28 protein-coding genes are annotated in these 26,424 nt (G+C 63.3%); 12 read left to right on the forward strand and 16 right to left on the reverse strand.

Annotation, left to right across the window (positions count from 1 at the left end; genetic code table 11):
• Positions 1-17 precede the first annotated feature (17 nt).
• The 4 genes from WG907_RS11325 (at position 18) to WG907_RS11340 (ending at position 6,740) form a co-directional block, all read left to right on the forward strand.
• Positions 18-1,070, forward strand: a complete 1,053-nt coding sequence (locus WG907_RS11325; RefSeq protein ID WP_340232872.1) for a DUF2336 domain-containing protein — start codon at positions 18-20, stop codon at positions 1,068-1,070.
• A complete protein-coding gene (locus WG907_RS11330) occupies positions 1,067-2,437 on the forward strand; it encodes a sensor histidine kinase (protein WP_340232873.1) in 1,371 nt (456 codons plus the stop codon). The genes WG907_RS11325 and WG907_RS11330 overlap by 4 nt, the downstream gene beginning before the upstream one ends.
• Before the next feature lie 260 nt (positions 2,438-2,697).
• On the forward strand, positions 2,698-5,829 hold the full coding sequence (locus WG907_RS11335; RefSeq protein WP_340232874.1) for a DEAD/DEAH box helicase: 3,132 nt from the start codon (positions 2,698-2,700) through the stop codon (positions 5,827-5,829).
• Between the two features lie 182 nt (positions 5,830-6,011).
• Positions 6,012-6,740, forward strand: a complete 729-nt coding sequence (locus WG907_RS11340) for an energy transducer TonB (protein ID WP_340232875.1) — start codon at positions 6,012-6,014, stop codon at positions 6,738-6,740.
• Between the two features lie 60 nt (positions 6,741-6,800).
• Here WG907_RS11340 and WG907_RS11345 read toward each other — a convergent pair whose 3' ends face one another.
• A complete protein-coding gene (locus tag WG907_RS11345; protein WP_340232876.1) occupies positions 6,801-7,112 on the reverse strand; it encodes a hypothetical protein in 312 nt (103 codons plus the stop codon).
• A gap of 196 nt (positions 7,113-7,308) precedes the next feature.
• On the opposite strand from WG907_RS11345, the gene WG907_RS11350 reads away from it, so the two are divergent.
• Genes WG907_RS11350 through WG907_RS11360 form a run of 3 tightly spaced genes read left to right on the forward strand, consistent with a single transcriptional unit; the run spans position 7,309 to position 9,766 of the window.
• Positions 7,309-8,568 (forward strand): MFS transporter, encoded by a 1,260-nt coding sequence (locus tag WG907_RS11350; protein WP_340232877.1) that lies wholly within the window; start codon positions 7,309-7,311, stop codon positions 8,566-8,568.
• Between the two features lie 47 nt (positions 8,569-8,615).
• Positions 8,616-9,461: an oxygenase MpaB family protein gene (locus tag WG907_RS11355; protein WP_340232878.1), complete on the forward strand. Its 846-nt coding sequence runs from the start codon at positions 8,616-8,618 to the stop codon at positions 9,459-9,461.
• The gene (locus tag WG907_RS11360) at positions 9,458-9,766 is read left to right on the forward strand and encodes a UvrB/UvrC motif-containing protein (RefSeq protein WP_340232879.1); all 309 of its coding nucleotides are present in this window, start codon (positions 9,458-9,460) and stop codon (positions 9,764-9,766) included. Before WG907_RS11355 ends, WG907_RS11360 begins: the two co-directional genes overlap by 4 nt.
• Before the next feature lie 63 nt (positions 9,767-9,829).
• Here the strand turns inward: WG907_RS11360 and WG907_RS11365 are convergent, their stop codons facing one another.
• Complete coding sequence (locus WG907_RS11365; RefSeq protein ID WP_340232880.1) at positions 9,830-10,075, reverse strand: hypothetical protein; 246 nt, start codon at positions 10,073-10,075, stop codon at positions 9,830-9,832.
• 246 nt (positions 10,076-10,321) lie between these two features.
• Between WG907_RS11365 and WG907_RS11370 the strand changes: the two genes are divergently transcribed.
• Positions 10,322-10,687 (forward strand): hypothetical protein, encoded by a 366-nt coding sequence (locus WG907_RS11370; protein WP_340232881.1) that lies wholly within the window; start codon positions 10,322-10,324, stop codon positions 10,685-10,687.
• 26 nt (positions 10,688-10,713) lie between these two features.
• On the opposite strand, the gene WG907_RS11375 is transcribed toward WG907_RS11370, so the two are convergent.
• Positions 10,714-11,931: a cytochrome P450 gene (locus WG907_RS11375; protein ID WP_340232882.1), complete on the reverse strand. Its 1,218-nt coding sequence runs from the start codon at positions 11,929-11,931 to the stop codon at positions 10,714-10,716.
• Between the two features lie 192 nt (positions 11,932-12,123).
• Between WG907_RS11375 and WG907_RS11380 the strand changes: the two genes are divergently transcribed.
• Entirely contained in the window at positions 12,124-12,732 is a 609-nt protein-coding gene (locus WG907_RS11380; RefSeq protein ID WP_340232883.1) for a TetR/AcrR family transcriptional regulator, read from the forward strand.
• A 76-nt stretch (positions 12,733-12,808) separates the two neighbouring features.
• Here the strand turns inward: WG907_RS11380 and mtnA are convergent, their stop codons facing one another.
• Genes mtnA through WG907_RS11405 form a run of 5 tightly spaced genes read right to left on the reverse strand, consistent with a single transcriptional unit; the run spans position 12,809 to position 16,965 of the window.
• Complete coding sequence (gene mtnA, locus WG907_RS11385; protein ID WP_340232884.1) at positions 12,809-13,873, reverse strand: S-methyl-5-thioribose-1-phosphate isomerase; 1,065 nt, start codon at positions 13,871-13,873, stop codon at positions 12,809-12,811.
• Positions 13,870-15,111, reverse strand: coding sequence for an S-methyl-5-thioribose kinase (gene mtnK / locus WG907_RS11390; protein WP_340232885.1), 1,242 nt, complete (start codon positions 15,109-15,111; stop codon positions 13,870-13,872). The genes mtnA and mtnK overlap by 4 nt, the downstream gene beginning before the upstream one ends.
• Complete coding sequence (gene mtnC, locus WG907_RS11395; RefSeq protein ID WP_340232886.1) at positions 15,108-15,794, reverse strand: acireductone synthase; 687 nt, start codon at positions 15,792-15,794, stop codon at positions 15,108-15,110. Before mtnC ends, mtnK begins: the two co-directional genes overlap by 4 nt.
• A complete protein-coding gene (locus WG907_RS11400) occupies positions 15,791-16,342 on the reverse strand; it encodes a 1,2-dihydroxy-3-keto-5-methylthiopentene dioxygenase (RefSeq protein WP_340232887.1) in 552 nt (183 codons plus the stop codon). Before WG907_RS11400 ends, mtnC begins: the two co-directional genes overlap by 4 nt.
• Positions 16,339-16,965, reverse strand: a complete 627-nt coding sequence (locus tag WG907_RS11405) for a methylthioribulose 1-phosphate dehydratase (protein WP_340232888.1) — start codon at positions 16,963-16,965, stop codon at positions 16,339-16,341. The genes WG907_RS11400 and WG907_RS11405 overlap by 4 nt, the downstream gene beginning before the upstream one ends.
• A 261-nt stretch (positions 16,966-17,226) precedes the next feature.
• On the opposite strand from WG907_RS11405, the gene WG907_RS11410 reads away from it, so the two are divergent.
• Together WG907_RS11410 and WG907_RS11415 are read left to right on the forward strand one after the other, a co-directional pair.
• The gene (locus tag WG907_RS11410; RefSeq protein ID WP_340232889.1) at positions 17,227-17,409 is read left to right on the forward strand and encodes a hypothetical protein; all 183 of its coding nucleotides are present in this window, start codon (positions 17,227-17,229) and stop codon (positions 17,407-17,409) included.
• Between the two features lie 239 nt (positions 17,410-17,648).
• Positions 17,649-17,981: a polyhydroxyalkanoic acid system family protein gene (locus WG907_RS11415; RefSeq protein WP_340232890.1), complete on the forward strand. Its 333-nt coding sequence runs from the start codon at positions 17,649-17,651 to the stop codon at positions 17,979-17,981.
• Between the two features lie 262 nt (positions 17,982-18,243).
• Here the strand turns inward: WG907_RS11415 and WG907_RS11420 are convergent, their stop codons facing one another.
• The 8 genes from WG907_RS11420 to WG907_RS11455 all read right to left on the reverse strand — a co-directional run bounded on the left by WG907_RS11420 (position 18,244) and on the right by WG907_RS11455 (position 24,879).
• A complete protein-coding gene (locus tag WG907_RS11420) occupies positions 18,244-19,395 on the reverse strand; it encodes an alpha-hydroxy acid oxidase (protein ID WP_340232891.1) in 1,152 nt (383 codons plus the stop codon).
• A 30-nt stretch (positions 19,396-19,425) separates the two neighbouring features.
• Entirely contained in the window at positions 19,426-19,635 is a 210-nt protein-coding gene (locus WG907_RS11425; protein ID WP_340232892.1) for a hypothetical protein, read from the reverse strand.
• 219 nt (positions 19,636-19,854) lie between these two features.
• Positions 19,855-20,391, reverse strand: a complete 537-nt coding sequence (locus WG907_RS11430; RefSeq protein WP_445326804.1) for an LLM class flavin-dependent oxidoreductase — start codon at positions 20,389-20,391, stop codon at positions 19,855-19,857.
• A gap of 99 nt (positions 20,392-20,490) precedes the next feature.
• On the reverse strand, positions 20,491-22,248 hold the full coding sequence (locus WG907_RS11435) for a fatty acyl-AMP ligase (protein ID WP_340232894.1): 1,758 nt from the start codon (positions 22,246-22,248) through the stop codon (positions 20,491-20,493).
• A gap of 27 nt (positions 22,249-22,275) precedes the next feature.
• Positions 22,276-23,142 carry a class I SAM-dependent methyltransferase gene (locus WG907_RS11440; protein WP_340232895.1) on the reverse strand — a complete coding sequence of 289 codons (867 nt, stop codon included), beginning with the start codon at positions 23,140-23,142 and terminating at the stop codon, positions 22,276-22,278.
• Positions 23,139-23,441, reverse strand: a complete 303-nt coding sequence (locus WG907_RS11445) for an acyl carrier protein (protein WP_340232896.1) — start codon at positions 23,439-23,441, stop codon at positions 23,139-23,141. Before WG907_RS11445 ends, WG907_RS11440 begins: the two co-directional genes overlap by 4 nt.
• The gene (locus WG907_RS11450; RefSeq protein WP_340232897.1) at positions 23,438-24,229 is read right to left on the reverse strand and encodes an acyl-homoserine-lactone synthase; all 792 of its coding nucleotides are present in this window, start codon (positions 24,227-24,229) and stop codon (positions 23,438-23,440) included. Before WG907_RS11450 ends, WG907_RS11445 begins: the two co-directional genes overlap by 4 nt.
• Positions 24,230-24,330: 101 nt before the next feature.
• The gene (locus WG907_RS11455; RefSeq protein WP_340232898.1) at positions 24,331-24,879 is read right to left on the reverse strand and encodes a helix-turn-helix transcriptional regulator; all 549 of its coding nucleotides are present in this window, start codon (positions 24,877-24,879) and stop codon (positions 24,331-24,333) included.
• A 201-nt stretch (positions 24,880-25,080) separates the two neighbouring features.
• Between WG907_RS11455 and WG907_RS11460 the strand changes: the two genes are divergently transcribed.
• Positions 25,081-26,379, forward strand: coding sequence for a cytochrome P450 (locus WG907_RS11460; RefSeq protein ID WP_340232899.1), 1,299 nt, complete (start codon positions 25,081-25,083; stop codon positions 26,377-26,379).
• Positions 26,380-26,424: the final 45 nt, after the last annotated feature.

Consider the following 26,424-nt stretch of genomic DNA (forward strand, 5'->3'; position numbering starts at 1 on the left):
TCCTCAACGGATCGACCATGGCTGACGGTTCGCCGTTTGCCCATAGCATGGCAGGATCGGCGGCCGTGCCGATTGGCCACGCCATCGCTCTGGCACAGCTTTTCCCCGGCGAGGGACGGGCGCATGATGCTTTGGTCGTTGAGACCCGGCGGCATCTGGGGGGCTGTATCACGGCGGTAGAAACCGCGTTGCGCCTGGCTGTCGCTTCGGATTCGCCAACGGGGGCAGGACTCGCCCATCATCCCGGAGCGCAGTGCTGGCCGATGGTTCGCGCTCATCCCGGACTGATCGGCCCGGCGCTGCTCGCGCATATGCAGATGCGCGGAGGCGTCAGCCTCATGCTGCGTCAATTCGGTCGGCCCGATGGCGAGCGCCCGGACGCGGCGGAGGCGGCGGAACTTTTGCCCGAAGGCGATCCTGGGCTTGCGGATGCCATGACGAAGCTGACTTTGGCGGAAGCGCGCTGGTCGGCCAATGGCGCGGATGACGAGCCGCTCATACTCGACCTGCCAGCCGAATATTTCACCGAATTATTGTGGACCGCCGTTGCCTGTCTGACGACGGTGCTGGTTCGATCGACCCTCACGAGCGAGCATGCTGCCATCATGTCCCTCGACCAGGCGGCACAGTCGCTGCTCGTCCGGCATGATGAGGCATCGAGCCCGGTGGCGGCCGCGGATGCGCTCATGCTGCGGCTGGGCGCGCAGGCGGAAGAGCCGACCCTGCTGGGTCGGGCGCTGGCACAGCGGCGCTTCATCCTGTTCGCCGCGCTGGCGGGCCGCCATGCCCGGCTGGCGACCGAGCGGGTCATCGATATACTCCTTTCGGGGGCGATGGAGCATGTCGCCGCACTGTGCCGGTCGCTCGGTGGATCGAGCGGGGACTATCGGCATTTGCTGCTCGCATTGCGCCCGGTTCGGCCGGCGCTGACAGACGGAAGGGTTCTGGCCGAGGCGGACTGTTATGATTCACTGAGCGAGCCGCAGGCCGAGCAAGTGCTTGGCATATTGAGAGCCCCGGCCGCATTGCGCGCCCAGCTCGACCATCTGCGCCGGGCCAGCGCGCCATGAACATTCCCCTGCACGCGTCGATCATCAGGGCGGTGGTAACGCCCGAGGGCAGATTGCTGAGCGCGGACGAACCCCTGCTGGCGCTTCAGCGGGAAGCCGGCGGCGATCTGGCGGGCCCGATCCTCATTCCTCAACTGGCCATCATCGCGCGGCTGGTCACGCGCCTGCGCGTTCCCATCTCTCGCCCGATCGTCGCGGCGGCGGCGCGCGGCGATATCGACATGTGGGTACGCGCGGCGCCCGATGACGCCGGCGCGCAGCTGTCGATCGTCGAATGGCACGAACGCCCCGCCGCCGCGGGCAGTGGCGACTTCGCCGCGCGTGATGCCGATCTCGCCGCGCTGGCGGAAGGGTGGATCTGGCAGATCGACACGCAGATGCAATTCCAGCTGGCTTTGGATGGACAGGGGGAGGCCGGTCGCCTCCCGGCACAACCGCCCCTGCCGGGCGGCCGCTTTTCCAGCTATTTTCGCCTGCAACCCGACGAGGATGGCGATATGGCGATTTTGCGCGGCTTTGCCCAGCGCCGCGCCTTTCGCGGTCAGGCAGCGAGCCTCGCTGTCGATGAAAGCAGGATGTTCACTCTTTCCGGCTTTCCACTGTTCGATGTCGCCGGACAGCTAATCGCCTATCGCGGCAAAGCGCTGAGCGACCCGGAGGCGACGGCGGCCGCGCGTGAGGTGGTGACCTTATATCCGGCGGAATTCGGGCGGCGGCTAGATCGGTCGCTTCGTCAGCCTCTGGGGCGGATCATCGCCAATGCCGATACGATCAGCGCCCAGCTGGAAGGTCCGCTGCGTCAGGACTATGCCGAATATGCCACCGATATTGCCGCTGCCGGGCGACACCTCATGGCGCTGGTGGACGATCTGGCTGATCTTCAGGCGGTGGACCGGCCTGATTTCACGGTTATCGCCGAAGATGTCGACCTGGCCGATCTGGGGCGCCGCGCCGCGGGCCTGCTGTCGGTCAAGGCGCTGGACCGGCAAATCCATGTGGTCGCACCCGACCTGTCAATCAGTATGCCTGCAACAGGCGAATTCCGCCGCGTATTGCAAATATTGGTGAACCTGATCGGCAACGCCATCCGCTATTCGCCCGAAGGATCCACGGTCAGGGTTATCACCGAAGGCGATGGACGGGAAGCGCGGATCGTCGTGACCGACGAGGGCGGCGGCGTCCCTGTGGACAGCCGGGAACGGATTTTCGAGAAATTCGAGCGCCTTGGTCGCGACGATCCGGGCGGCAGCGGCCTTGGCCTTTATATTTCGCGGCGGCTGGCCCGCGCGATGGGCGGCGATATCAGGATCGGCGGTGAAGCCGGGCAGGGTGCGCGATTCATTCTTTCGCTGCCTGCGACCGGCTGAAGCGTTCGTAACTCGGTCTATCGCGCTTCCTTATTCGCTCCGGAAGCAGGGCACAGCCATACCCCAAAGATAATTTGCAGTGGACGCCTCGCGAGCGGGACCATGTTGCGCGAACGGCGTTGTCGTCGGCGTAAGCATAGGGAACGAGAGGAAATTGCCCTGCGAGACATTTTCATTTGGCTGGCCCCGGTCATGGCCGCAATAGCCGGCGGGTTGATATCCTGTTGCGCGGACGCATCACCTTTCGACGCGGCAGCCTGATGAGCGAACCGCATAGCATGGGCGAAACGGCGCTGATGATCTGGGCCGCCCTGCAAAAAAGTGACGTAATATATCTGGCCGATGACGATCAGCAGGCGGAAGCGCTGGCGCAAGCGCTTGGCGCGCTCGCCGCAGGACATCCCGTCACCTTCGTTCCATCCAGCGATGCGCTGCCGGGCGATCATGCACCGGCTTCGCCTGCCAATATCGGCAGACGGATCGCCGCATTGCGCGACCTGCGCCGGATAAATCATCAGCATGATCGTGCCGCCAGCGCCTGTATCATAAGCGGCGAGGCGGCCGCCCGGATTTACCCCGAGCCCCTAGCGTTCGACGCCGCACCACCGACGCTGCATATCGGCGACCCGATCGACGCTTCGTCCTTTACGGAAGACATGAAGCAGATCGGTTATATCTTCGATGACCGGGTCGACGAACCGGGCGAAGTCGCGGTGCTCGGCGACGTCGTCGATATCTTTCCCGCCGATGCAGGCATGCCCGCCCGGATCGAGATCGCAGATGGCCGGATCGCCAGCATCCGCAGCTTCGATCCGCTTAGCCAACTCAGCGTCGAGCGTCGAAATGGGCTGGAGATCGGCCGGGCGAGAGAGCCCGAGGCGGACGTCGGCGTGGGCATATTGGCGCACCTCGACCCCGGCATCGTGATGATGTCGGCCAAGGCGGATCAGCGCCGGCGTCGCTTCACTGCACTGGCGACCGAAGTTGCGCACAAGGATGCGAGCCGGGTCGATGCGCTGACGGATGACGCATGGGCCGAGGCGCTGAAAGACTGGTCGGTTGTCGCGGGTGACCATGATCTGGCGGCGACCCCGCGTTTTGCGGAAACGCGCTCGCCGCTTGCGAGCATGGCGCGTTTCGTAAAGCCATTGCTGGCCGACAGGCACGCCCTGCTGCTTGTCGGCAGCGAGCGCGACATTAGGTTTCTTCGGCCGAGGATCGAGAAGAAGCTGAAGGTCGCATGTCCCACGGTCGAAGGGCTTGGGGACGCGGTAAAGCTGGCGGCGGGAAGCGCTGCTGCCATCGTCGCGCCGGTCGATCGTGGCGCTATGAGTGACCGGCTGGTCATGATCGCCGCCGCCGACCTGTTGGGCAGCCGGGCCATCATGGGCGACCCCTATGGACCGGCTGCCCAGCCGATCGGGCGCGGCGGCGAGGATATTCGCAGTGGCGATGTGGTGGTGCACGAGGATCATGGCGTCGGTCGGGTCGTCGGGCTGGAGCCCGCGCCAGGCGATGACCAGACCGAGTTGATCGCGCTGGAATATGCGGGCGGTGCGCGACGTCTGGTGCAGGTTGCGGAGGCTGGACGCATCTGGCGCTATGGCGCGGACGCCGATGCGGTCAAGCTCGACCGGCTCGATGGATCGAGCTGGCAAAAGCGCCGTGGCGATATCGACGAGGCGGTGGCGCAGAGCGCGGCGGCATTGCTGGCGCTGGCCGGGGAGCGGGCGCGACTGGAAGCGCCGGTCCTTGAGCCCGATCCCGCCAGCTATGAGCGGTTCGTCAGCGGATTTCCCTTTAACGAAACCGCCGATCAGGCCCGCGCGATCCAGATGGTGCGCGACGACCTGGCGAGCGGACGGCCGATGGACAGACTCGTCATCGGGGATGTCGGCTATGGCAAGACGGAGGTCGCGCTGCGCGCCGCCGCCCTAGCTGCGCTGGCGGGCTTTCAGGTCATCGTCGCCGCGCCGACGACCGTGCTGGTGCGCCAGCATCTCCAGACGTTCGAGCGCCGCTTCGCCGGGACCGGCATCGCCGTGGCGGGCCTGTCGCGCTTGTCGAGCACGGCGGAAAAGAAGGCGGTAAAGGCCGGACTTGCCGATGGTTCGATTCATATCGTCATCGGCACGGGCGCGGTCATCGCCAAGGATGTTCGATATGCGAAACTGGGCCTCGTCATCATCGATGAGGAACAGCGTTTCGGCGCAGCGGACAAGACGAAGCTGCGCGGGCAGGCGGACGTCCATCTGCTGACGCTGAGCGCAACGCCCATCCCGCGCACGTTGCACCGGGCAATGATCGGTCTGCAGCAAATCTCGATCATCGCCACGCCGCCGGCGCGTCGCCAACCCATCAGGACCAGCCTTGCGGCGCCCGATGACGGGCGCATCCGCACCGCCTTGTTGCGCGAGCGTGAGCGCGGCGGGCAGAGCTTCGTCGTCGTGCCCCGGATCGAGGATCTGGCCCCTCTGTCGGACAGGCTCCGCCGCATCCTGCCCGATCTGCGGCTGGTCGAGGCCCATGGCAAGATGCCGGCGGCGCAGATCGACGCGGCGATGGTCGGGTTCGCCGAGGGGGAGGGCGATATTCTGCTCGCCACGAATATCATCGAAGCGGGGCTGGACGTGCCGCGCGCGAACACGATGATCGTCTGGCGCGCCGACCACTTCGGGCTGGCCCAGCTCCACCAGTTGCGCGGCCGGGTCGGTCGGGGAAACCGGCGCGGACAGGTCATGCTGCTCACCGAAGGCGAAGACATAGCCCCTCGCACGATGAAGCGGCTGCGGACGCTGGCAACCTATGATCGGCTCGGGGCGGGGTTCGCCATCAGCGCGGAGGATCTGGACCAGCGGGGCGGCGGCGACCTGTTGAGCGATACGCAGGCCGGTCACATGAAGCTGATCGGCGTGGACCTTTATCAGCGCCTGTTCGAGGCCGCGCTGAAGCAGGCGCGCGGCGAGGATGCGGGCCTGTGGGTGCCCGACATCAGGATCGGTCCGGCAGGCGCCCTGCCGGCGGACTGGATACCGGAGCCGGATGTGCGCTTGTCTCTTTACGTCAGGCTGGCACGCATCGCCGACGAGGCGACGCTCGACGCATTCGAGGAGGAACTGGTGGATCGGTTCGGGTCATTGCCCCCTGCGGCCTGCGATCTGGTGACGGCAGCCCGCATCGCCATGCTCGCCCGGGTTTTGCACATCAGCCGGGTGGATGCCGGGCCAGCCGCGATCGCGCTGACGCCGCGTCAGGGCTGTCCCGTCAAAGCGAAGGAGGCGGGACTGGAAGAAAAGGATGGCCGGCTGTTGCTCAGGGAAGCGAGCGCTGCGGAGGGCAGGCCAGCCCGCGTCACCGAACTGCTCGAAACGATCAGCGCCGCCGCATCGTGACCCGCGCATCTGCGAGGAAAATGCAGCGTCGACTCAGTGCCGTCCACGAGCGATAACGGCTATGCGTCGGGGGGCGGCTGGCCGTGCGTCCGTTGAAAATGGCCGACTGGTCCGTGCCGGAGGGAAAGCAGTTCCCGTCCGCGCGTTATCCGTCAGAGCGCGGATGAGAACAGGAGGCCTCGATGCATGCTTCCTCCCCTGGTGAAAAGATCGTCACGGGTATCGGCTCGGTTGCCGTCGTCGCCGTGATCGGCTGGTTGTTAGTCACCGGTTTGGCCGTGTCGGTTTACCGGCGTGCCGAAACTTCGACCACGGTCATGACGCTGACGTCGCCCAAGGTCCGTCCTGAAAGGATAAGGCCGATCAAGCCGAAGCAGGCAAATAGCGCGAAGCCGGGAGGCGCCCCCGGCGGGACATCAGCGGCGACAATCCCGAAGATCGCTCCTGCCGCCCCACTTGCCGTGCCTGTCCCGGTTATCGTGCTGCCGCTATCGCGTCCTGCACCGGTAGAGGAAGGCGGCGGTTCGGACGGCGCCGGATCGGGTCAGGGCAATGGCAGCGGGAAGGGGGACGGTGATGGGAACGAGGATGGCCCGGGCGACGGGGGTAGCGCCCCGCATTTGCTGAAAGGGCGGCTTCGTTTTGAAGACATGCCCGCCCCGCTCCGCGCCGGAGGCGAGCGGGTGGTCGCTGTCCGCTATGCGGTGGATGTCAACGGACATGTCGCTGATTGTGTCGTGACCGACACCAGCGGAAGCGCGGACCTCGATGAAATTACCTGTCGGCTGATCGAAAAGCGGTTCCGCTTCCGTCCTTCGAGGGATGAAAATGGCGAGCCGGTCCGGTCGATCATCGTCGAGCGGCACCGCTGGCGCGTAAGGCACGATGATGACGGCAACGGTGGCGGCTAAACGAAAAACGCCCCGGCACAGGAAATCCGGCCGGGGCGTCCATCGTCGATGCCAGGGCGGTTAGCAGCCCTTGCGGCGATTCGATGCGCGGGTGCTGCGCTTGTCGATATGCTTGCCGAGCAGGGCGCCACCGACGCCGCCGGCCACAGTGCCGAGCAAACCGCCGCCCAGGACGTTGCCTGCCACAGCGCCACCGACGCCGCCCGCGATCAGGCCGGTCTTGCCATCGGTGCGGTGACAGCGGGTTTCGTAGCGGCGATCGTCGCCCCGATAGACGCGCCCATTGCGATCGCGCGCGGACGCGACTTCGGGAACGAGAGCGGGAACCGCCACGGCGAGGGCCAGCGCCCCGAACAGGATTGTTTTCTTCATGTGAATATCCTTTGATACCGATCCTGCGAGCTTAACGTTTGAACGGCCCAATGGTTCTCGCTCTTCGCGCACGCATCAAACAATCCTGGTCGACTTCGACGCGGCGAGGCATTTGGACCAGCGTTCGGCTGAGGAAAGCTGGCAGATGCGAACTAAGCCCGATTGTCGCAATGCTGTCTGACGATTAGGATTGCGTATGACCGCTTCAATCCCGCTGGATCGCCGCTCTCTTGCCCTCGCGGCGGTTTCCACCGTGGTTGAATGGTATGATTTCACGCTTTTTCTCTATTTCTCGACCATAATAGCCCGGCTTTTCTTCACTGGCGAGAATGTGCTGCTGACCGCGCTCGCCGGGTTTGCCGTCGCTTATCTGATGCGGCCGATCGGCGCGATGGTGTTCGGCCACTTCGGCGACCGGCATGGGAGACGAGCCACGCTGCTGGCGTCGATGGCGCTGATGTCGGTCGCCATGGCGCTTATCGCGATGCTGCCGACCGTGGCGCAGATCGGGCCGGTTGCTGGGGTGCTGTTGCTCCTGTTGCGCTGCGTGATGGGCTTTGCCGTGGGCGGGGAATATACCGGTGTCGTCGCCTATCTGCTCGAAGGGGCCGCCCCGCACCGGCGCGGCCTCATCACGTCCATGGCAGCGGCCACCAGCGAGGTGGGCGGTCTGCTGGCTGCGGGCGTATCCGCCCTCACGGTCAGCCTGATCCCCGCGCCAGCGCTGGACAGCTGGGGCTGGCGCTTGCCCTTCCTGTTCGGCGCAATTCTGGCCGGCGCGGTGTTCATCGCGCGCGCAAGCATGCGCGAATCTCCTGAATTCGAGTCCAGCCGCGCCGCCGGGACGCTCGTTCGCAAGCCCTTGCGCCACGCATTGGCTCGATATCGAGCAGGTATCGCCCGGGGCTTTGCCATCTCTGCGCTCGGGTCGATCACTTATTATATCGGCATAACCTATTTGCCGATCCATCTGGTGTCGGCCGGCAGGCTGACCGAAGCGCAGGCGCTTCAGCTTGCGACGGTGGCGGCGGTCGCGGTGATCGTCGCGACGCCGTTCGTCGGCCTGCTGTCCGATCGGGTGGGCCGCAGGCCGGTGCTGATCGGCCTCGCAATCCTTGCCGCCATTCTGCCCATCCTGTTGTTTCGCATGCTCACCGGGGCAGCGCCTTTGTCGGTGATCCTGGGGGCGGTGTTGCTTGCTGCGCTGGCCGGCGGAGTCAGCGCGGTTGGCGCGGTCGCGACCGCAGAACTCATCCCGGCCGAGGGGCGGCTGAGCGGACTGGCACTGGGCGCGACGAGTGCAACGGCATTGTTCGGTGGGCTGACGCCCTGGCTTGCACAATTGCTGACCGACCGAAGCGGCTCGACCATCGCGCCCGGCATCATGATAGCGCTCGTGTCGGTTGCCGTCCTTCCGATAGTGTTCGCGCTGCCTGAAACACGACCTCGATCCTAGCTCGATCACCTCGGGGACCGATCCATGGCGTTGGTCGTTGTGAGCGCATGGACCCATCCCGATCCCCGTCGAACGGCATCAGGCAGTCGATCCGCCGTCAGGTCGTCGGGCTGTTCAACGATCCCGCGCAAGGCGAAGTCCCCATAGTGCGGAGCGATGACGCGCTGTTCGACCGCGAGTCGATCGCCTGGCAAGTGCATGGCGACGTTGCGTCGATGATGGTGGGCGGCATCACCAGCCTGTTGATGCAGATGCTTCATCCCGCCGTGCTTGCCGGCGTATGGGATCATTCCAATTTCCGGGAAGACATGCACGGGCGTCTCCGCCGCACCGCGCGGTTCATCGCGACCACGACCTACGGAGAGCGGGCGCTGGCGGAACGCCTGATCCAGCGGGTGCGCACCATCCACGATCATGTGACGGGCGAATTGCCGGATGGGACGCCGTACCGGGCGAATGATCCGGCGCTGTTGGCCTGGGTTCATGTCACGGAGACGACCAGCTTCCTCGCTGCCTGGGTCCGTTATGGCCAGCCCTTGATGTCGGCTGCCGATCAGGATCGCTATTTCGCCGAAATGGCCGTGATCGCTGTCGCGCTGGGGGCGTGGCCGGTTCCACGGTCGCGATCGGAAGCCGAGGCGATCATCATGCAGATGCGTCCCCAATTGCAGGCGGATGCGAGAAGCGCCGAAGTGGCGCGGCTGATCCTGCAAGGGGGTAGGAGGACCATATTGGCTGACTTGCCCAGGAAATTGGCGGTCCAGGCGGCGACCGACCTGCTTCCAAGCTGGGCGAGGCGATTGCATGGTCTGACGCTGCCGCCCTTTCAACGCCCGGTGATCCGTGCGGGCGCCCTCGGCGTGGCGCAGACGTTACGCTGGGCCTTTCGATGACAGATAGACTGGACCGCGACATCGAATCGTTGCGGCGCGCCATGGAAGAAGCGGCCGGGACCGGTGATTATGAAAAAGCCGCGATCCTGCGCGATCGCATCAGCCTGTTGCGAAGTGCGCCAGAGGGACCGTCGTCGGCCGATTTCGATCCGACCGGACTGGTCCGCCAGCAACCGGGCGCGATGGGTCTCGGCACAAGCCGGCAACGCGTCACCCCCCCGCCCGGATGGACGCCGCCGGACAAGCCCGACCCGATGACATCTGGTCGTTCGCGGCGGGGTAGAAAGGCGAAGGCCGGTCGATAATAGCCCGGACGGCTTACGCGCTGATTTTCGTTGGTTTTCCGCGCGAGCCGATTTCAGACTGCTTTAATGAGCATATTGAGACAATGTCTTTCCGCCCAATGCCATTCGGGCCGCGTCGCGGATCATCCTGAAGGAGTCGGACGATGGCGACAGGTCTTGCCACTGCTGGCCCGTGGACACGGCAAAAGCATCCTGCCAAATCTTGCGGGCCACGATGTTCAATTCCGGGTCGGTGGGATCACGCTGTTCGGCGAGGCAGGCCCGAAACAGGGCGTGAAAAACGTCGCCGTCGGTTCCGGGCAGCATCATGGGCATCCTCTCTTGCGGCGATTTTTTCACCTGCATTTGCGCAGTAGCAGCCGAAGACGGCGGGTCAACGGTAAAAGTCGCCAGTAGCTAATCTGGATTTGCCGATCACCTAAATAGTCGTCGATGACGCTGGCGATAGATCTGTTGCGTCATCGTAATGAATATCTCCGTTACCATTTCCCTTCATCGAATCTGCCGGATTGATCGCGGAAGATCGCCTTACCCGGGGGTACACAGGGAGTGAATATGGAGAGCATGTCTGCGCGGCTGATGCCCGACCGGCGTCAGGACAGCCGCCACAGCATCGACGTTCCGGGCGTGATCATGTGGGATGGCCTTGCCGAGGCGATGACGATCACGAACATTTCCATCTATGGCGCTCAACTGGAAGGACATGTCTTTCCAAAGGTGGGCACGCGATCGACCATCATTGTCGAAGGACTGGAAATCTGCGCGACCGTCATCTGGGTGGGTCCGCACAAATGCGGCGTTCTGCTCGAACATGAGATCGAACCTGCCGATTTCATCCGCGACAATGCCATCCGAATCCTCGCCGATCACGTGCCGGCGCCGGTCACGGTCACCAGGATTTCCTATGATCGCCTGATTTGACCGTGCCGGCCGGATGACGATTTTCTTCAGCGTCGATCGAATGACATCCAGAGCTGCTGCAAGCCATAAGGCGTGTAACCTTCCAATGGCTTGCAGCTGGCGTCTCCGCGACTGAAGCGGAAATTGGCTAGACGCTGGGTGAGCGCCTGAAAGGCCAGACGCAATTCGCCCCGCGCAAGCTGATTGCCGATGCACAGGTGAATGCCCGCACCGAATGCGAGATGGCTGTTTGCGTTTTTCCGCTGGAGATCGACGTCCGCAGGACAGCCGAATTGTGCCGGGTCGCGATTGGCGGCGCCGAAACGCACCTCGACGATGGAGCCGGCCGGAATCGTCACGCCACCAAATTGTACGTCCACCAGCGCGGTGCGCCATAGACATTGCAAGGGCGTGGCCGTGCGCAGAGCCTCTTCGCCCAGCGCCTTGGCAAGCGAGGGATCAGCATGGACCGCCTCGGCAAGTTCGGGGCGCTCTATCATCAGCCGCATGCCCGAAGCGAGCGTCGTCGTCGTCGTTTCATTGCCCGCCACGAGGATCTGGAAGACGATGCTTTGAAGTTCCTGATCGTTGAGGCGACGCCCGTCGGTTTCCAGATTAGCCAGCCGGCTGATCAGCATGTCGTCGGGGGTGGTGCGGACGCGCTCGATCTGGACCGCCATATATTGTTGCAGTTCGATGAGAACGCGCGCTAGTTCCAGCTGACGTTCGGGCGTGAGAGGGCCCGTCGTTTCGACCGCCACGTTCGACCAGTGTTTGAATTTCACCCGATCTTCACGCCGAACGCCCAGCTGGTCGGCGATGACGAACATCGGCAAGGGGATGGCGAAGTCTTCGAGAAAATCGATTTCGTCACGATCTATGATAGCATCGATCAGTTCCACGATTATCTCGTTGATCGCCGGTTCCAGGCCGATGACCTTTGCCGGGGTGAAGACCTTGTCGACCAGCGTGCGATAGGTGCGATGTTCGGGCAAGTCGTTAGAGACTAGCGTGTCCATCGGCAGCCACCCGTCTTTTTCGAACATCGCATTGGCTTCCGGGGACCAGCGGTCGCCGAGGAAAGGGGTCTTGTTGCTCAGAACGGAATGGCTGACCAGCGCTTTGCGGACGTCTTCATACCGCGTGAGCACATAATGTCCGGTTTCCGGATCATGGAATACCGGCTGCTCTTCGCGCAGCTTGTCGTAAAATGGAAACGGACATTTCTGGATTTCCGGGTCGGCAAAGCTGGGCTGCGACGTCATGCGATACTCTCCTGATCGGCTTCACAGCAGATTGAATCAGCCATCCACCATGAGCGTGTCCCGTCGGTGCTCCCGATTGAGAGTGAAGTCAATACAAAAGAATGATTGATCATTCTTGCTTTAGTGAGCCAGATGGGTTTCGGCGCGTATATGGGTGTCGTGTGCAGCGGCTGGCGATGCGGAAAGGTGAAGATGGTTCGATCGGCAGAAGCAGTTTCGCGGCGGGAACAGCGGGCGGAACGGCGACAACTCCAGATTCTGGATGCGGCCCGAGCCTGTGTGCGGGTCGAAGGGATCCACGGTGCGAGCATGAGCCGCATCGCTACCGAGGCGGGGATGAGCGTCGGCCATATCTATCAATATTTCGAAAATAAGGAGGCGATCATGCTCGCGTTGTGCGAGCGCGATTTCGACGACTTCATGTTGCACATCAATCATATAGGCGAGGACGCCGGCGCCGATACCGACACCATCGTCAAGACGTTCGCCCATGAGATCATCTGGCTCCTCGACAATGATCGCGCGGCGCTCACGCTTGAAGTCATGGCCGAAGCTGCGCGCAATCCGCGTTTTTCGGACCTTGTACTAGGCGTCGACCACCGGCTTCGCAGTGCCCTCCACAACATTATCGAACCTGTGCTGAAAGGCCATGCACAGTCGGATATAGATATGCGGATCGAAACGCTGCTGGTGATGACCCGCTGTCTGACGGTTCATGCGGCGACCCGGCCGATCGCCGACCGGCGGGTCCTTGCTTCGGGCTTCGAGCTGGCCTTTCGGGGTCTTATTTCACCGTCGTAGAACGGGCGGAATCGAGGATCAGGCAATGACCTGCGTGTCGCTGCAACCCGAACGCGGCTTCATCGCGCCTGTCTGCCTAAGCCAGTTGGGTCAGCTGTCCGGCGGTGGCGATGAGCCCGACATTGGTGATATAGGCACTCACCAGCGCCGCTGGCGTTACGTCGAACGCCGGATTGCAGGCCGGTGAAGCGGTCAGCGCGATCGTTGCCTGATCGCCTGCCAGGGTCCTGCCGGTCGTGAAGGCGATTTCATCGGGCGATCGCTTCTCTATCTCAACATCGGCACCGGTCGCCGTTTCGGGATCATAGGTGCCGGCCGGCAAAGCGACGACGAAGGGTATGTCGTGTGCCTTGGCGGCGAGCGCCTTCAGATAGGTGCCGATCTTGTTGCAGACGTCGCCATTGGCCGTGACGCGGTCCGTGCCCACGATCACCATGTCGACACGGCCCTGTTGCATCAGCAGGCCGCCGGCATTGTCCGCGATATAGGTATGGGGCACGCCATGTTCGGCCAGTTCGAGCGCCGTCAGTGCGCCCTGATTGCGCGGCCGCGTTTCGTCGACCCAGATGTGGAGGGGCAGGCCGGCGTCATGCGCGAGATAGAGCGGGGCGGTCGCCGTGCCCCAGTCGACCGTCGCCAGCCAGCCGGCATTGCAATGAGTCAGGATATTGACGGGCGCGCCGCCCTTGCGAGCGGCAATCGCTTCGATCAGCGGCAGCCCCGCCACCCCGATCGCACGGTTCATCGCGACATCCTCGTCGCACAGGCGCGCGGCTTCGGCATAGGCGTGGGCCACTCGCAGGGCTGGGGCCAATGGCATGACCTGCCGGCGCATGCGATCGAGCGCCCAGCGGAGATTGACTGCGGTCGGTCGGGTCGCCAGCAGGCGGTCATAGGTAATGGCCAGCGCCTCATCGCCGGGGTCCGCGCGCAAGCCCAGCGCGAGGCCGTACGCCGCCACCGCGCCGATCAGTGGCGCGCCGCGCGTCGCCATGTCCGCGATCGCGACGGCGGCGTCTTCGACACTTCGCAACACCAGCCGCTCGATCGCCCAGGGCAGGCGCCGCTGATCGAAGATGCCGACGCTCCAGCCATCCGGCTCCACCCAGATCGAGCGTGTGGATGCACCACCTATCTTCATGGCGCAACACACGCCGGGTCGAGCAACCGATGGACCGGACCAATGTCGGTAAGTGCGTCTCGCCGGACGAGGATATCGCGCGCGAACAGCAGCGCCTGCCGTTCGCACCCCGCCCGCCGCTCGACATCGGCGATGCTCTCGAAATCGGCGACATGGGCCAGGCCCAGAATGCGGCGGATGATCTCGCAGCCGGCAAAGCCGAGCGCATCGCGCCAGATCTGGTCGAGCCGGGTGGTAATCGCCGCCTCCAGCAAGGCGGAATCGCGTCGCGCCAGCGCGTGAAGCGACCCGCTTTCGATCTTCGGATCAAGACCGCGCCAATGCGCCGCGAACCGATCGGCAAAGCCGGCCCATAGCCTGTCGGCCTGCGCCAGCAGCCAGCCGTCCGATGGCCCGTCCGGGCGCAGACCCGGCTCCGCAAGGGCAGCGATCCACAGATTTCCCAGGATCATGCCGACATCGAACCCGATCGGACCGTAAAAGGCGAATTCGGGATCGATGACCTTGCTGTCATGCGCGGTCACCATCACCGATCCTGTATGCAGGTCACCATGCAACAACGCTTCGGGCGCGGCGAGGAAACGCGCCTTCATGCCCTGAGCGGCGAGCCGAAGCGGAATGTCAGACCGGAAAGCGGCGACAATGTCGTCGAGCCCCACCGAATGGGCATTCATCGGCGCGTCGAAATAAGGCTCGTCGAAGATCAGATCCTCGGTGATCCGGCACATGGCGACATTGCCGAGATAGGCGGCGATCCGCGCCTTCTTGGTGGCGACCGGCACGGCGAGGTCGGACGTGCGGAACAGTGTGTCAGCGAGAAATTGCGCCAGATGGTCGGCCAGATGCGGATAGCGCAGGCCCTCGACCAGCGCGCCGCGCAGCGTCCGGTGCGGTGTCAAGAATTCCATGATGGTCAGTGCCATATCGTCGTCATGATGGAGCAGGGCGGGTACGCGGTCGGGGGCGAGGCGCGCCTGATCGGCGAGCGCCAGCCTTTCATAATAGGCGCGCGAGAGCGGCAGGGGCCAGCTTTCGCCGACCAGCCGGACATAGGGCAGGGCCTGTTTGGCGGCGACGCCGCCCTCTGGACCGCTCACAAGAAATACGAGGTTGAGATTGCCGTCGCCGACCTCGCGGACGGTCCAGTCCGCAGGCGTCCCGCCCAGCACCGCGCCGATGACGGGAATGGTTGCAAGATGGGCGGCAGCCGTCGCCTCGGTCAGGGGATAATAGGTCATGCAGGCTGGACTTCCGGCAGGATCGAGTCGAAGTCCGCAGCAGCGGGGAAGCCGGCCTCTCGCAGCGGCCCCTCCCGTACCAGCAGGGTCACGGCAAAGCCGGCTTCCTGCGCCGCCGCAAGTTCCGCCTCGATGTCGGAAAGGAACAGGATGTCCGCCGGAGGAATGCCGATCTGCGCAGCGATTGCGCGATAGGCGCCTGCCTCTTTCTTGCCGCCGATCGCCGTGTCGAAATGGCCGGTGAACAGCGGCGTCAGGTCACCCTGTTCCGTGTGACCAAACAGCAATTTCTGCGCCTCGATGGACCCGGAAGAGTAGATATAGAGCGCAATGCCGCGTGCATGCCAGCGTCGCAGCCCATCCACCGCATCCGCATAGACATGGCCTTTCAACACGCCGCTTTCGAAACCCGTTTTCCAGATCAGCCCTTGTAGCGTCTTGAGCGATCCGATCTTGCGATCGGCGTCATGCCATTCCAGCATTCGCGCGATGCAGCCGTCGCTGTCCATCGACGGATCGCCCGCTTCCTGCCGCACCGCGTCCAGGATCGGCCCGACGTCTTGGGCATGTGCCGCCACATAGTTGGCAAGCCGCGCGCGCGAATAGGGAAACAATATGTCGTGAACGAAGGACAGGCTTGAAGTCGTGCCTTCGATATCGGTAACGATGGCGCGCGGCGTCATGATGCGGGCTCGTAAAGCGGGATGGCCTGCGCGATCGGATCGCCGGTGAAGCGGGCGACCCAGCCTTCGGGCGTCGTGAACAGGCGGATCGCGGTGAAACGGGGCCGTTCGCCCGTATCGAACCAGTGGACCGTTCCGGCGGGCAAGATGATCAGGTCGCCCGCCGTACATTCGAGCGCATGGACCGTGCCGCCATGGCGGATGTAGAACAGGCCCGAACCCTCGACGAAGAAGCGCACTTCGTCATCGTCATGCACATGTTCGGCAAGGAATTTGGCGCGCAGGGCTACCCGGTCGGGATGATCCGGCGTCACCCGGATAACATCGTGCGACGCATAGCCACCCGATGCTTCAAGACGCTGGATTTCCAGGGCGTAGGCGGCGAGCACTTCGGCATCGTCTGCATTCGCCGGCAGCGCATCTCTGATTGCCCACCGCTCCAGCCGGACGCCCGTAGGGGCCAGCGCCGCGCTGATGGCGATCTCGTCCCGCATCGTGTCCAACAGCCTGTGCGGCGCTGAATCGGCGTAAAGCGCAAGCGCGGTCATGGCCTTCCTCCCGAAAGCTTATATTCTTCCCAGGCGCAGGCGAGCAGGAACTCGGCTGCTTCGGTCACATATTCGGCAGCCGCGATCGATGGCCCCCAGGCATAAAGACCATGGCCACGAATATAGAAAGCGGGAAGCAAGGGCGACTGCTCCGTCAGTATAGGACGCAATGCCTCGGCCAGCGCCGCCATGTCCTGGCTGTTGTCGATCAGTGGAAGGACGACCGCGACATCATGGGTGGCGATGCCGGGAAAGATTTTCAGCATTTCATAGCCGTCCAGAAGGATGCCATGCTTCCGCGCCAGCGCTCGGCTGAGCACGGTCCCCGCGACGCTATGGGTGTGGAGCACCGCTTGCGCGCCGGGGTCGATGTCGTAGACCAGGCAGTGCAGCAAGGTTTCGGCGGATGGCTTCTTGGCGTCCAGCGGTGCGCCGCTCGGGGAAACGCGCATCATGTCTTGCGCTGTCAGGCGGCCCTTATGCGAACCCGATATAGTGATCGCGATACTGCCGTCTTCGAGGCGCGCGGAATAATTGCCCGCCGTCGCGGGGGCCAGGCCGCGTTCGTCGAGCCGCCGACCGATGGCGATGATTGCATCCCTGATTGTATCCGAACTGCTCATCCCAATCCCGTCACCCTCACGCGTCGACGCCGATCAATGGCCTCTAGCGTCGCTGCATTTCGCTTCGGCGACAAAAGGCGAAGGGGCCTGTCCATCATTGGGCTCAATAGAGGCACGGCTCGGGGATTTCCAGATGCGTTCACATTCGCGCGAGCGTCCGCAGACGCGCCGGCTGATCGCGCCGGGCAAAGAATTTCCTTTCGAAGGCGGAATCCTTGGCACCCAACCGATCATCGTCGGTTGGGAAAACAGGAGGCGGCGATGAACGAGCGGATAATTGCGGTGGGCCTGCTGAGCCAGCGAGACCTCGAAGTCCTGGGCCGCAACTTTACGCGGCATTTCCCGCTTCAGGAGAATGACGACCTGTTCGCCGATCTGCTGGCAAAACTCGATCCCATTCCATTCCCCGCAAACTCCTCCAAGCGGCGACCTCGCGAGGCCTGAACCCGATGCCGGAACCCAAGCCAGGATTTCTATCGAAGCTGCTTTTACTGTTCATAATATTGGCGGCGATCGCATTGGTGGCGACGATCGGCTTCACGAGTCTGGACGCCCCGGATCCGGCGGCCCGCAGGCCCGTGGGCGCAACGCCACCCCAAGGGGAGCCGATGAAACCGACGGCAGGCATTTCCTAGCCTCCCCCGCCGCTGGAACCATCCAGCCGACCTGCGCGTCCCGTCTTCATGACTGTAGCCAGACGGATCGATATACCCCATTCGCTCGGGCGGGAGGAAGCAAAGCGACGGATGGCCGCCGGTGTCGGCAAGCTGGTGTCGCGCATTCCCGGTGGCGCGGCAACCGTCACGCATGATTGGCCGTCCGCCGACCGGTTGGCGTTGACCGTGTCCACGATGGGCGTCGAGGTGCCGTGTACGGTCGACGCGGAGGACGCGATGCTGCGCGTCACCCTCCATCTACCCGGCATGCTCAGCCTGATGGCAGGGCCCATTGCGGCCGTCGTCCAGCAACAGGGCGAGCGGCTGATGATCGAGGACCGGTCCAGCACCGAAGTGTAGGGCGTTAATCCATCGAGCCCGATCGGACCCCAAGAGATTAGGTGAGATCGTCTGACCGGAAATATTGCAGCGTCGAGGAGGAACACTCAGCCTTGATCGTCGATACGATTGTCTTAAACGCAATCGCTCGTCTCGCTTTCGCATTTGCCCACTGCGTGCGCGTCGGACAGAAGGGGCGTGCCTTTCAGGCATCCTCTCCTAAACTTATCGGGCTGGTCTTCGGATCGGCCCTTTTTTTATCCGCGCTACCTTCAATGGTGCGTCAGTCGCGCCAGCGGAGATGGCTGCGATCGAGCTGATCGAGGCTCTTTACGCCCAGCAGATGCATGCCGCGCTCGATCTCGTCCTTGAGCAGCCCGATCGCGCGTTCGACGCCCGCTTGGCCCGCCGCCGCGAGCGCGTAGAGGTAAAAGCGTCCGCCCGAAGCGCAGTCGGCCCCGGCTGCCAGTGCCTTCAAGACATGGGTGCCCCGCCGGATACCGCCGTCGCAGATGATCTCGATCTGCCCGCCTACGGCGTCGACGATCTCGGGCAGATGGTCGAAAGGCGCGCGACTGCCATCCAGCTGTCGGCCGCCATGGTTGGACAGCATGATCGCGTCCGCCCCGATTTCGACGGCCCGTCGCGCGTCGGCGACGCTCATAATGCCTTTGAGGCAGAATGTGCCGCCCCAGTCCTCGCGAAGCTGCTGCGCCATCTTCCAGTCGATGGACGGGTCGAGCATGCCATTGATATAATCGGCAACCGATACGGCCTTATCCGTGCCTTCCCGTACATGGGTGTCGAGATTGGGCAGCGCGAACGAATCCCTGAACAGATAATCCAGCGCCCAGCGCGGCTTGATCGCGTAAGACAGCGCGGAAGAAAGGGTGAAACGCGGTGGAGACGTGAAGCCGCTCCGGGCGCAGCGTTCTCGCTTGCCGGACACGATCGTATCGACGGTCAGCGCGATCGCATCGAACTTCGCGGCCTTGCATCGCTCGATCATCGATCGGTTCAGGCCGCGATCCTTATGATAATAAAATTGAAACAGCTTGGGGCCGGACACGATCGCCGCAATGTCCTCGATGCTGACGGTGGACAGGCTCGAAATGCCGAACCACAGGCCGAATGCGTCCGCCGCCCTGGCGACCGCGCGCTCCCCCTGCCAATGGAAGATGCGTTGCAGCGCGGTCGGCGACAGGATGAGGGGCAGGGCGCTCCTACGACCAAGAATCGTGACGGAGCTGTCGATGTCGGCCATGCCCGCCAGCACGTTGGGCACCAGATCGCAGTCGGCATAGGCGGCGGTGTTGCGTGCCTTCGTGATTTCGTCGTCGGCGCCGCCATCGATATAATCGAATACCGGCCATGGCAGCCGCCACTTCGCGAGACGGCGGAAATCCTCGACATTGTGACAATCATTGAGCCGCATAGGAGCGTCTTAACGACAGACCCGCCGCAGCTACAACGGGTTTAGCGCATCAGCCGCGTCCCGCGCCAGCTCGGGAATGATCCGGCTTGCCATGAGTTCAAGGCTTTCCCATGAAAAGGACGGGTCGATGCCCGCTATCAGTGGCGTCATCACCACGTGACGGCCAAGGTGGCGCTGCTCGCGGCAATAGGCCAAACCCTCTTCCGGCGTGAAAATCCGGTACGTGCCCGATCTGCGCAAGGCATCTGCGGACTCGGCGGGCTTCTGGTGAAGGGTCTGGCCGGTCCTGGCGGCATTGGCCGCGTAGGAATTTGTTTCATGAAGGGTGAAGGGCGCGAGTGTGGCCCAGGCTTATCGGGATCATGTCCGATATGGATCACCGTCGAGCCGTCGCCGTTCATGACCCGCCCCGGAGTTTTGCCGAGCGCGGCACAGGTGCGACGATATTCTTCGACGAAATCATCGCGATACATCATGGGATAATAGCCGTCGCCGAACTGCGCCGCGCGGTGCGCGGTGGCCAGACGCCTCCGCCGATGATGAGCTTTGGACCGCCTTTCTGTACGGGCGCGGGCGTGACCCGGATCGTGCGACCTTCATATTCGAATGTCTCGCCCCTGAAGGCGCGGCGGAGAACGTCGAGCTTGCTGTCATGAGGCGGCCGCGATCCTTCAGCGATGCCCCGAACATCTCGAACTCGTCCGGCATATAACCCGGTCCCAGAACGACATCGAGCCGCCCGTTGCTGACGATGTCCACCATGATGCAATCTTCCGCGATCCGGATCGGGTCGTGCAGCGGCAGGATGATTGCGGACGGCTGCAATCGGATATGGGATGAGCGGCTGGCCATCGCCGCAGCGAGGATGAGCGGCGATGGATTGACGTTGTCGGGCGTACCGTGATGCTCGGTCAATTCGACGCGCTGAAAACCGTGTCTGTGGCCCATTCCACCTGTTCGATGTTGGCGCGCCAGTTCTGCCGAGGGAAGCCCCATTGACGGACTTCGCAAATCATAGCGCAGCCAAAAGTTCGAACATCATGCATCCTCTTTTCAGACCGCCGGTTCAGGCGTCGTCCACTCTATTTTTTCTCGTTAGGAAAGAGCAGGGTTCTGCTCGTCATTCCAGTGCGCGAGCGGTCCCGCGATACCGACGATGCTCAATTCACGGTTCATCACCATGTCGGCAGTCCTCCGGCGCTGCACCTTGCCGCTCGTCGTTCTGGGAATCGAGCCGGCCGGAACCATGACAAGATCGGTGAGGCTCAGTTCCAGCTGTTCCATGGCACGGGCGCGCAATTTCCCGGCCAGCCCTTGCAACCATTCAGGGGTGATCTCGCGCGCCTCGGTGCGGCTGACCTCGACCACCAGGGCGACATGCTGTTCGTCCCCGACATCGATCTGCACCGCTGCGGCTATCGCCTGACCGACCGTGCCTGACATTTCCATCCAGATATGCTCGACGTCGCTAGGCGCATAATTGCGGCCACGAACGATGATGGCGTCCTTGAGGCGGCCGACGATGTAGAACCCATCGGCCGTGGAAAAGCCAAGGTCCCCGGTCCGCAAATAGGGCTCGCCATCGTCGAGCCGGCCGTGGAAGGTCGCCTCGGTCGCCTCGCGATTGTCGATATAGCCTTTGGCGATATGCGGCCCGCGCACCCAGATTTCGCCGACCGGCCCGTTGCCCAGAACAGCGCCGGTGACCGGATCGACGATCTGCGCCTCGCTTCCCTCCATCGCCGGGCCGCAGCAGGTCAGTTGCAGGCTCGCGCCATCGTCGGCGCTTTCTTCGGCTCGCCCGGCTGCAAGGACCCGGCTGTCATAGGCTTTGACAAGCGGTGCGGTCGCCGGCGGCATCGCGATCGTCACCAGCGTCGATTCCGCCAGCCCGTAGCATGGAAGGAAAGCGCGTTCATCGAAGCCGACCTTTGCAAACAGGTCCGAGAACCGCTTCAGCGTCTGCGGCCGGACCCGCTCGGCTCCGTTGAACGCCACGCGCCAGCAGGACAGGTCGACATCGGGCATTCCGCGCCGCTCGGCATAATCGGCGCACAGATCAAAGCCGAAATTCGGGCCGCCGCTGGTATGGGCGCGATAGCGCGAGATCAGGTGCAGCCAGCTCATCGGCTTGTTGATGAAGGCGGCAGGCGAAGTGATGACGCAGGTCGATCCGAGGAACAGTGGTTGCAGGATGTTCCCGAACAGGCCCTGGTCATGATAATGCGGCACCCAGCCGACGAAATGGGAATCTTGGGCATGGCCAAAGGCCGCCTGGATCATGCTTTCATTGGCGATGATGTTGCCGTGCGTGATCATCACCCCCTTGGGGCGGGATGTCGTGCCCGACGTGAACTGGAGCAGCGCCAGCTGATCGGGTAACAGCCGCGAGGGCTCGATAGGCTCTGCATCATGCATCAGGGCGCCGAACGTCAGATAACGCCTACCCCCAACCGCAGCGGAAAGGTCCGCCCCGAATTGCGCGGCCATGACATCGTCGACCAATATGCAGTCCGGCCTGATCTCGTCGAGCAGACTGAGAATATTCTGCAACCTGGCCTTTCTCCGGCCCATCGGTGCGATCGGCACCGCGACGCTGCCGACCGCGAAGCAGGCGAGCAGGGCGCGCGCAAATTCGGTGCTGGCGGTAAATAACAGGGCGATCCGGCGGCCGGCCAGCCCCTGCGCGACAAGCGCGCCCGCCAGACGCCGGATATCCTGCCCAAGTTCGGCATAGGTCAGGCTGGCGATGGGGCCGTCCCCAAGGTCGAAGACGAGGGCGGGACGATCGGGAACTTGATTTTCATGACCGACGATGACGTCGATGATCGATCGGCTAAAGTCTATCTGCATAGGCTGGTCGAACTCGGTGCGAGTGGCTCAATAAGCCGCAAAGGCGATGCGCAGCAGAGCGATTTTCCGCATGCGGAAGCCAGCCGCCGACATGCGAAGATAGCGCGAATATTTGTCCACGGGATGCGCTTCGGGATCGAGCAGGCCGCTCCTGACCGCCTGGCGCAGCTTGTTGCTCCACAGCTCGCAGGTACGCGCATAATCGAGGCCGTCGTCGCGTAATAGCTCGATCCGGAACAGGCCGTTGGAGGCGACGACGATATCCTCCAGCGTCGGCAATTCGGCGGCGGGGAAAATCTCGTTGGAGATAAAGGGATTGGCGTCTTCCGGGGCCATTTTGCCATAGGCGATCGTCTGGAGCGAGAGCCGGCCTTTGCCGGCTGTCCATTCGCGGCAGGCCGCAAAAAATTGCCGGTACACGTCGCGGCGTTCGCTTACATTCTGCTGTGGATGCGCGAAATGTTCGAAAGCGCCGACCGAGATGATGCCGTCGAACGGCCGGTCGGGGCGATAATCATGCCAGTTGGAAATCGTCGCGCTGATGCCCGGAATGCCGAGTTGGCCGATATAGGCGTGCTGTTCTTCGCTGAGGGTCAGTCCCACGGCTTCGGCGACGCCATAGTCGCGCAGCAGCGTGCGCATCATGCCGCCCCAGCCACAGCCGACATCGAGTATCCGCATGCCGGGGCCGGCACCGACCGAGTCCGCATGATAGGCGAGCTTGCGCTGCTGCGCCTCCTCCAGCGGGGCGTCCTGGGGCAGGCCGTTCCACATTGCGCTCGAATAGGTCATGGTCGGGTCGAGCCATGCGGAATAGAAATCGTTGCCGACGTCATAATGGTGACGGATGGCGGCGGCCGAACCGCCGAATTCAAGTTGCCCTGCGTCGGTCATTTGGCGCCTGCGGCCTGGCTGGCGACCATGGCCCTGGAGGCGGCCGCGATATTTTCCGCAGCCTGGCCGATCGAACCGGCTTCGAACAGCAGTTCCAGCGGCAATTCGTCCGGCAAATCCAGCCAGTTTTCCAGATCGACGATCAGGGCGATCGCTTTTGCGGAATCGATGCCGAAGCTCTCGAAATCCGCCTCCGGCGACACGGTGTCCGCCGGCACATTGACCAGTTCGGCGATGCGCCCGACGATCCAGCTTTCGATTTCCACTGGCGATGCGATCTTGATATTATCGTTGCTCATCCATGTCTTTCTGCGTCCGAACCACCAAATTCATTATAATATTTCTCGGCCTTCGTGCCCGCCGGGCCATCGGTCCCGGTGAGTTCCGCCACCGGCTGCGCCGCGATCTTGGCGAGCTCGGGATGATCCTGAATCAGCCGCTCGGCCGCATGATGCACATTACGGTCGTCGGGCGAAAGCCCGGAAAGTGTAATATGAGAAGGTTTTGGCAGACCCCACATTTGCCGCATATCCTCGATCGCGGATCGCGACACATCGACTTCATAGGCCACGGCGTCGCCCTGACCATAGGAAACCGCCGAGCCGAGCAGATTGAGCTTCCAGCCGACGCCATAGCAAAAACTCAGCATCCTGACATCAGTAAAGCCGACGCAGCGGTCGATACCGGCCTCATAGGCCAGTTCCAGCGGGGCGATCATGCACGCGGCCTTCCGCCTCAGATGATGGCGGCGAACGCCGCGTTCGATGCAAAAGCCCCGGCTCAATTCCCATGTGCGCGCGTCATTGATCGGCCGAATGCCGGCGGGCAATACGTGGGAAAAATGGTCCACCAGCATCGAACGGTCATCGGTAGGGCGAAAACGCAGCCCCATGACGACCCGGTCGTCCGCCGCGAAACCAATGACGTTGCTCGCACGGGAATCATCATATTCGTCCCGTTCCATACCGTCCGTGACGGTCAGGTCCCAGCCGAGCTGATCCACGAACACCCCGGCGCGGGCGCGGTATAAATCCCTGATCTCGTCATTATATAGAAACCTGTTCTCGCCCGTAACCAGATGCAACAAGCCAGCCTCCCGCCTCTGGCGAAGCGGGTATCATGTTATATTGTCGAGGTCATGGGAAACTTGTCCGCTACGGCAGAGCAGGCTTCGCCGTGCTTCAAATGTCAGGCTTCCTGCTTCAGCTTCGCCCGCTGAAGGTGGATTCGCACGGCATGGACCGACCGGTCGAGCGCTTCGGCGATGTCCAGATCGCACAGCCCGGCCCGCCGCTGAGCGAGGCAGAATCGTTCGTTCGCGGTCAGGGCGGAACCCATCGGTTCATCCCGGGCGTCGATCAGGGCAATGCCCCGGCAGAGATAGAGCACCGCCATGCTGTGCAGATTGGCGCGCTCTTCCGGCGTGGCCGCCGTACCGAACAGAGCGATCTCCACCTCATAGTCGCGTTCATCCCATCCGGTGACCGGAAAGCGCAGCAGGGGAAGCGTCTCGGGTCGTGCGATCAGGCCGCCCCAGCCCGTTTCGCCGAACAGTCGACGTCGCTCTCCACCCTCTAGCGCAAAACAGGCGTGACTGGCGCCGGCAGGCCCCAGCGCCTGGCTGAAATGCGCCACCAGGCTTTCCAGCGTGACGGCCAGGTCGACATGCGCAATGAAGTCGGCAGCGACCGTCGAGCTTCCGGCCCGAAGCTGCGCGCTGGGTACATATTCGCTCATATTCAATCTCACGCGAGAGGTGCCCACCCCTGATAATGGAAAGTCCTTAACAGGTTTTTACCTTCGGCGTTCCGGGCGGCCTCAAATTCCCTGGTCGTTATCGAGGACGGAGGGGCAGGGTCCGCCTGCGCCGCTTGACATCGTCCTTCCGTCCGGGAAAGCCCGGCTTTGCCTCATGATCACGGGAAGACGGGACCAGACATGCAACCGACGCCAATCTATCGCACTGCCCCCACCGCCGATCAGGCCGTCGATCAGTGGCTGGCGTCGCATGGCGAGGCCGAAAGCGACACCCCACATCCCGACGATACCAGCCGTGCCGAACTCTATTCGCAGGCAAGGTGGGAGCCGGTCTTCCAGCGGCTGCGCGAAACCGCGCCGGTAAGCCGGGTGACCGGCACCGCCTATGGCGATTACTGGAATATCTCCAGTCACGCGATGGTCGCGGAGGTCGAGGGAAAGCCCGACCTGTTTTCATCCTCGTGGCGCTATGGCGGGATCACCATCGGCGATCCCGCGCCGGGGGAGGAGTTCCAGTTGCCGATGTTCATCGCCATGGACGAGCCCGAGCACAGCGCCCAACGCAAGACGGTCGCTCCGGCCTTCACCCCCGGCCACATCACCGAACTCGCCGTCGAGCTGCGCGCGCACGCGGCAGAGATCATCGATACGTTGCCGGTGGGCGGCACGTTCGACTGGGTCGGCAATGTGTCGACCGAACTGGCGACGCGCATGCTCGCAACCATATTGGGCTTTCCGGCGGAAGACCGGCACCTGCTGACCTTCTGGTCCGACTGGGCGGGCAATATGGAAGCGGCGCGGATCGCCGACCTGTTTCAGGTCCGGCGCGAGGTGCTGACCGAGATGGCGACCTACTTCCATCTTCTGTGGCAGCAGCGGCTGGCCAATCCGGGCGGCGGCGACCTGCTGGGCATGATGATGCAGAGCGAGAGCATGTCCCAAATGGGCGAGATGGAGTTTATCGGCAATCTCGCCTTGCTGATCGTCGGTGGCAACGACACCACCCGGACGAGCATGTCTGCGGCCGTGCTGGGCCTTGACCAGTTTCCCGATCAGCGCGCGAAGTTGCAGGCGGACGAATCGCTCCTGCCCAATGCCGTGCAGGAAATCATCCGCTGGCACACGCCCATTTCCCATATGCGGCGCACGGCCACGGCGGACTGTGAACTCAACGGCCAGCAGATCGCCAAGGGGGACAAGCTCGCGCTCTGGTATATCTCGGCCAACCGGGACGAAGCGGTGTTCGCTGACGCGGATCGGCTGGACATCGAACGCGGAAATGCGCGCCGCCATCTTTCGTTCGGTCACGGCATTCATCGCTGCGTCGGTGCGCGGCTTGCGGAATTGCAGATCCGCGTCCTGCTGGAAGAATTGCTCCGGCGACGTCTTCAGGTCAATGTGGTGGGGGATGTCCGCCGCGTCCATGCGAATTTCATCAACGGCTTCCGCCATATCGACGTGGAACTGACCCGTTATTGATCAGCGGGCTGGCCTGCCGATGAGCCGACGCTGAACGATAAAATT

Origin of the sequence: Sphingobium fluminis, from assembly GCF_037723805.1 — a bacterium.
Lineage (GTDB): Bacteria > Pseudomonadota > Alphaproteobacteria > Sphingomonadales > Sphingomonadaceae > Sphingobium.

Bases quoted from the DNA above. Each gene is read 5' to 3' on its own strand.
- WG907_RS11325 (WP_340232872.1), top strand. From the start codon at position 18: ATGGCTGACGGTTCGCCGTTTGCCCATAGCATGGCAGGATCGGCGGCC.
- WG907_RS11330 (WP_340232873.1), top strand. From the start codon at position 1,067: ATGAACATTCCCCTGCACGCGTCGATCATCAGGGCGGTGGTAACGCCC.
- WG907_RS11335 (WP_340232874.1), top strand. From the start codon at position 2,698: ATGAGCGAACCGCATAGCATGGGCGAAACGGCGCTGATGATCTGGGCC.
- WG907_RS11340 (WP_340232875.1), top strand. From the start codon at position 6,012: ATGCATGCTTCCTCCCCTGGTGAAAAGATCGTCACGGGTATCGGCTCG.
- WG907_RS11345 (WP_340232876.1), bottom strand. From the start codon at position 7,112: ATGAAGAAAACAATCCTGTTCGGGGCGCTGGCCCTCGCCGTGGCGGTT.
- WG907_RS11350 (WP_340232877.1), top strand. From the start codon at position 7,309: ATGACCGCTTCAATCCCGCTGGATCGCCGCTCTCTTGCCCTCGCGGCG.
- WG907_RS11355 (WP_340232878.1), top strand. From the start codon at position 8,616: ATGGACCCATCCCGATCCCCGTCGAACGGCATCAGGCAGTCGATCCGC.
- WG907_RS11360 (WP_340232879.1), top strand. From the start codon at position 9,458: ATGACAGATAGACTGGACCGCGACATCGAATCGTTGCGGCGCGCCATG.
- WG907_RS11365 (WP_340232880.1), bottom strand. From the start codon at position 10,075: ATGATGCTGCCCGGAACCGACGGCGACGTTTTTCACGCCCTGTTTCGG.
- WG907_RS11370 (WP_340232881.1), top strand. From the start codon at position 10,322: ATGGAGAGCATGTCTGCGCGGCTGATGCCCGACCGGCGTCAGGACAGC.
- WG907_RS11375 (WP_340232882.1), bottom strand. From the start codon at position 11,931: ATGACGTCGCAGCCCAGCTTTGCCGACCCGGAAATCCAGAAATGTCCG.
- WG907_RS11380 (WP_340232883.1), top strand. From the start codon at position 12,124: ATGGTTCGATCGGCAGAAGCAGTTTCGCGGCGGGAACAGCGGGCGGAA.
- mtnA (WP_340232884.1), bottom strand. From the start codon at position 13,873: ATGAAGATAGGTGGTGCATCCACACGCTCGATCTGGGTGGAGCCGGAT.
- mtnK (WP_340232885.1), bottom strand. From the start codon at position 15,111: ATGACCTATTATCCCCTGACCGAGGCGACGGCTGCCGCCCATCTTGCA.
- mtnC (WP_340232886.1), bottom strand. From the start codon at position 15,794: ATGACGCCGCGCGCCATCGTTACCGATATCGAAGGCACGACTTCAAGC.
- WG907_RS11400 (WP_340232887.1), bottom strand. From the start codon at position 16,342: ATGACCGCGCTTGCGCTTTACGCCGATTCAGCGCCGCACAGGCTGTTG.
- WG907_RS11405 (WP_340232888.1), bottom strand. From the start codon at position 16,965: ATGAGCAGTTCGGATACAATCAGGGATGCAATCATCGCCATCGGTCGG.
- WG907_RS11410 (WP_340232889.1), top strand. From the start codon at position 17,227: ATGAACGAGCGGATAATTGCGGTGGGCCTGCTGAGCCAGCGAGACCTC.
- WG907_RS11415 (WP_340232890.1), top strand. From the start codon at position 17,649: ATGACTGTAGCCAGACGGATCGATATACCCCATTCGCTCGGGCGGGAG.
- WG907_RS11420 (WP_340232891.1), bottom strand. From the start codon at position 19,395: ATGCGGCTCAATGATTGTCACAATGTCGAGGATTTCCGCCGTCTCGCG.
- WG907_RS11430 (WP_445326804.1), bottom strand. From the start codon at position 20,391: ATGGGGCTTCCCTCGGCAGAACTGGCGCGCCAACATCGAACAGGTGGA.
- WG907_RS11435 (WP_340232894.1), bottom strand. From the start codon at position 22,248: ATGCAGATAGACTTTAGCCGATCGATCATCGACGTCATCGTCGGTCAT.
- WG907_RS11440 (WP_340232895.1), bottom strand. From the start codon at position 23,142: ATGACCGACGCAGGGCAACTTGAATTCGGCGGTTCGGCCGCCGCCATC.
- WG907_RS11445 (WP_340232896.1), bottom strand. From the start codon at position 23,441: ATGAGCAACGATAATATCAAGATCGCATCGCCAGTGGAAATCGAAAGC.
- WG907_RS11455 (WP_340232898.1), bottom strand. From the start codon at position 24,879: ATGAGCGAATATGTACCCAGCGCGCAGCTTCGGGCCGGAAGCTCGACG.
- WG907_RS11460 (WP_340232899.1), top strand. From the start codon at position 25,081: ATGCAACCGACGCCAATCTATCGCACTGCCCCCACCGCCGATCAGGCC.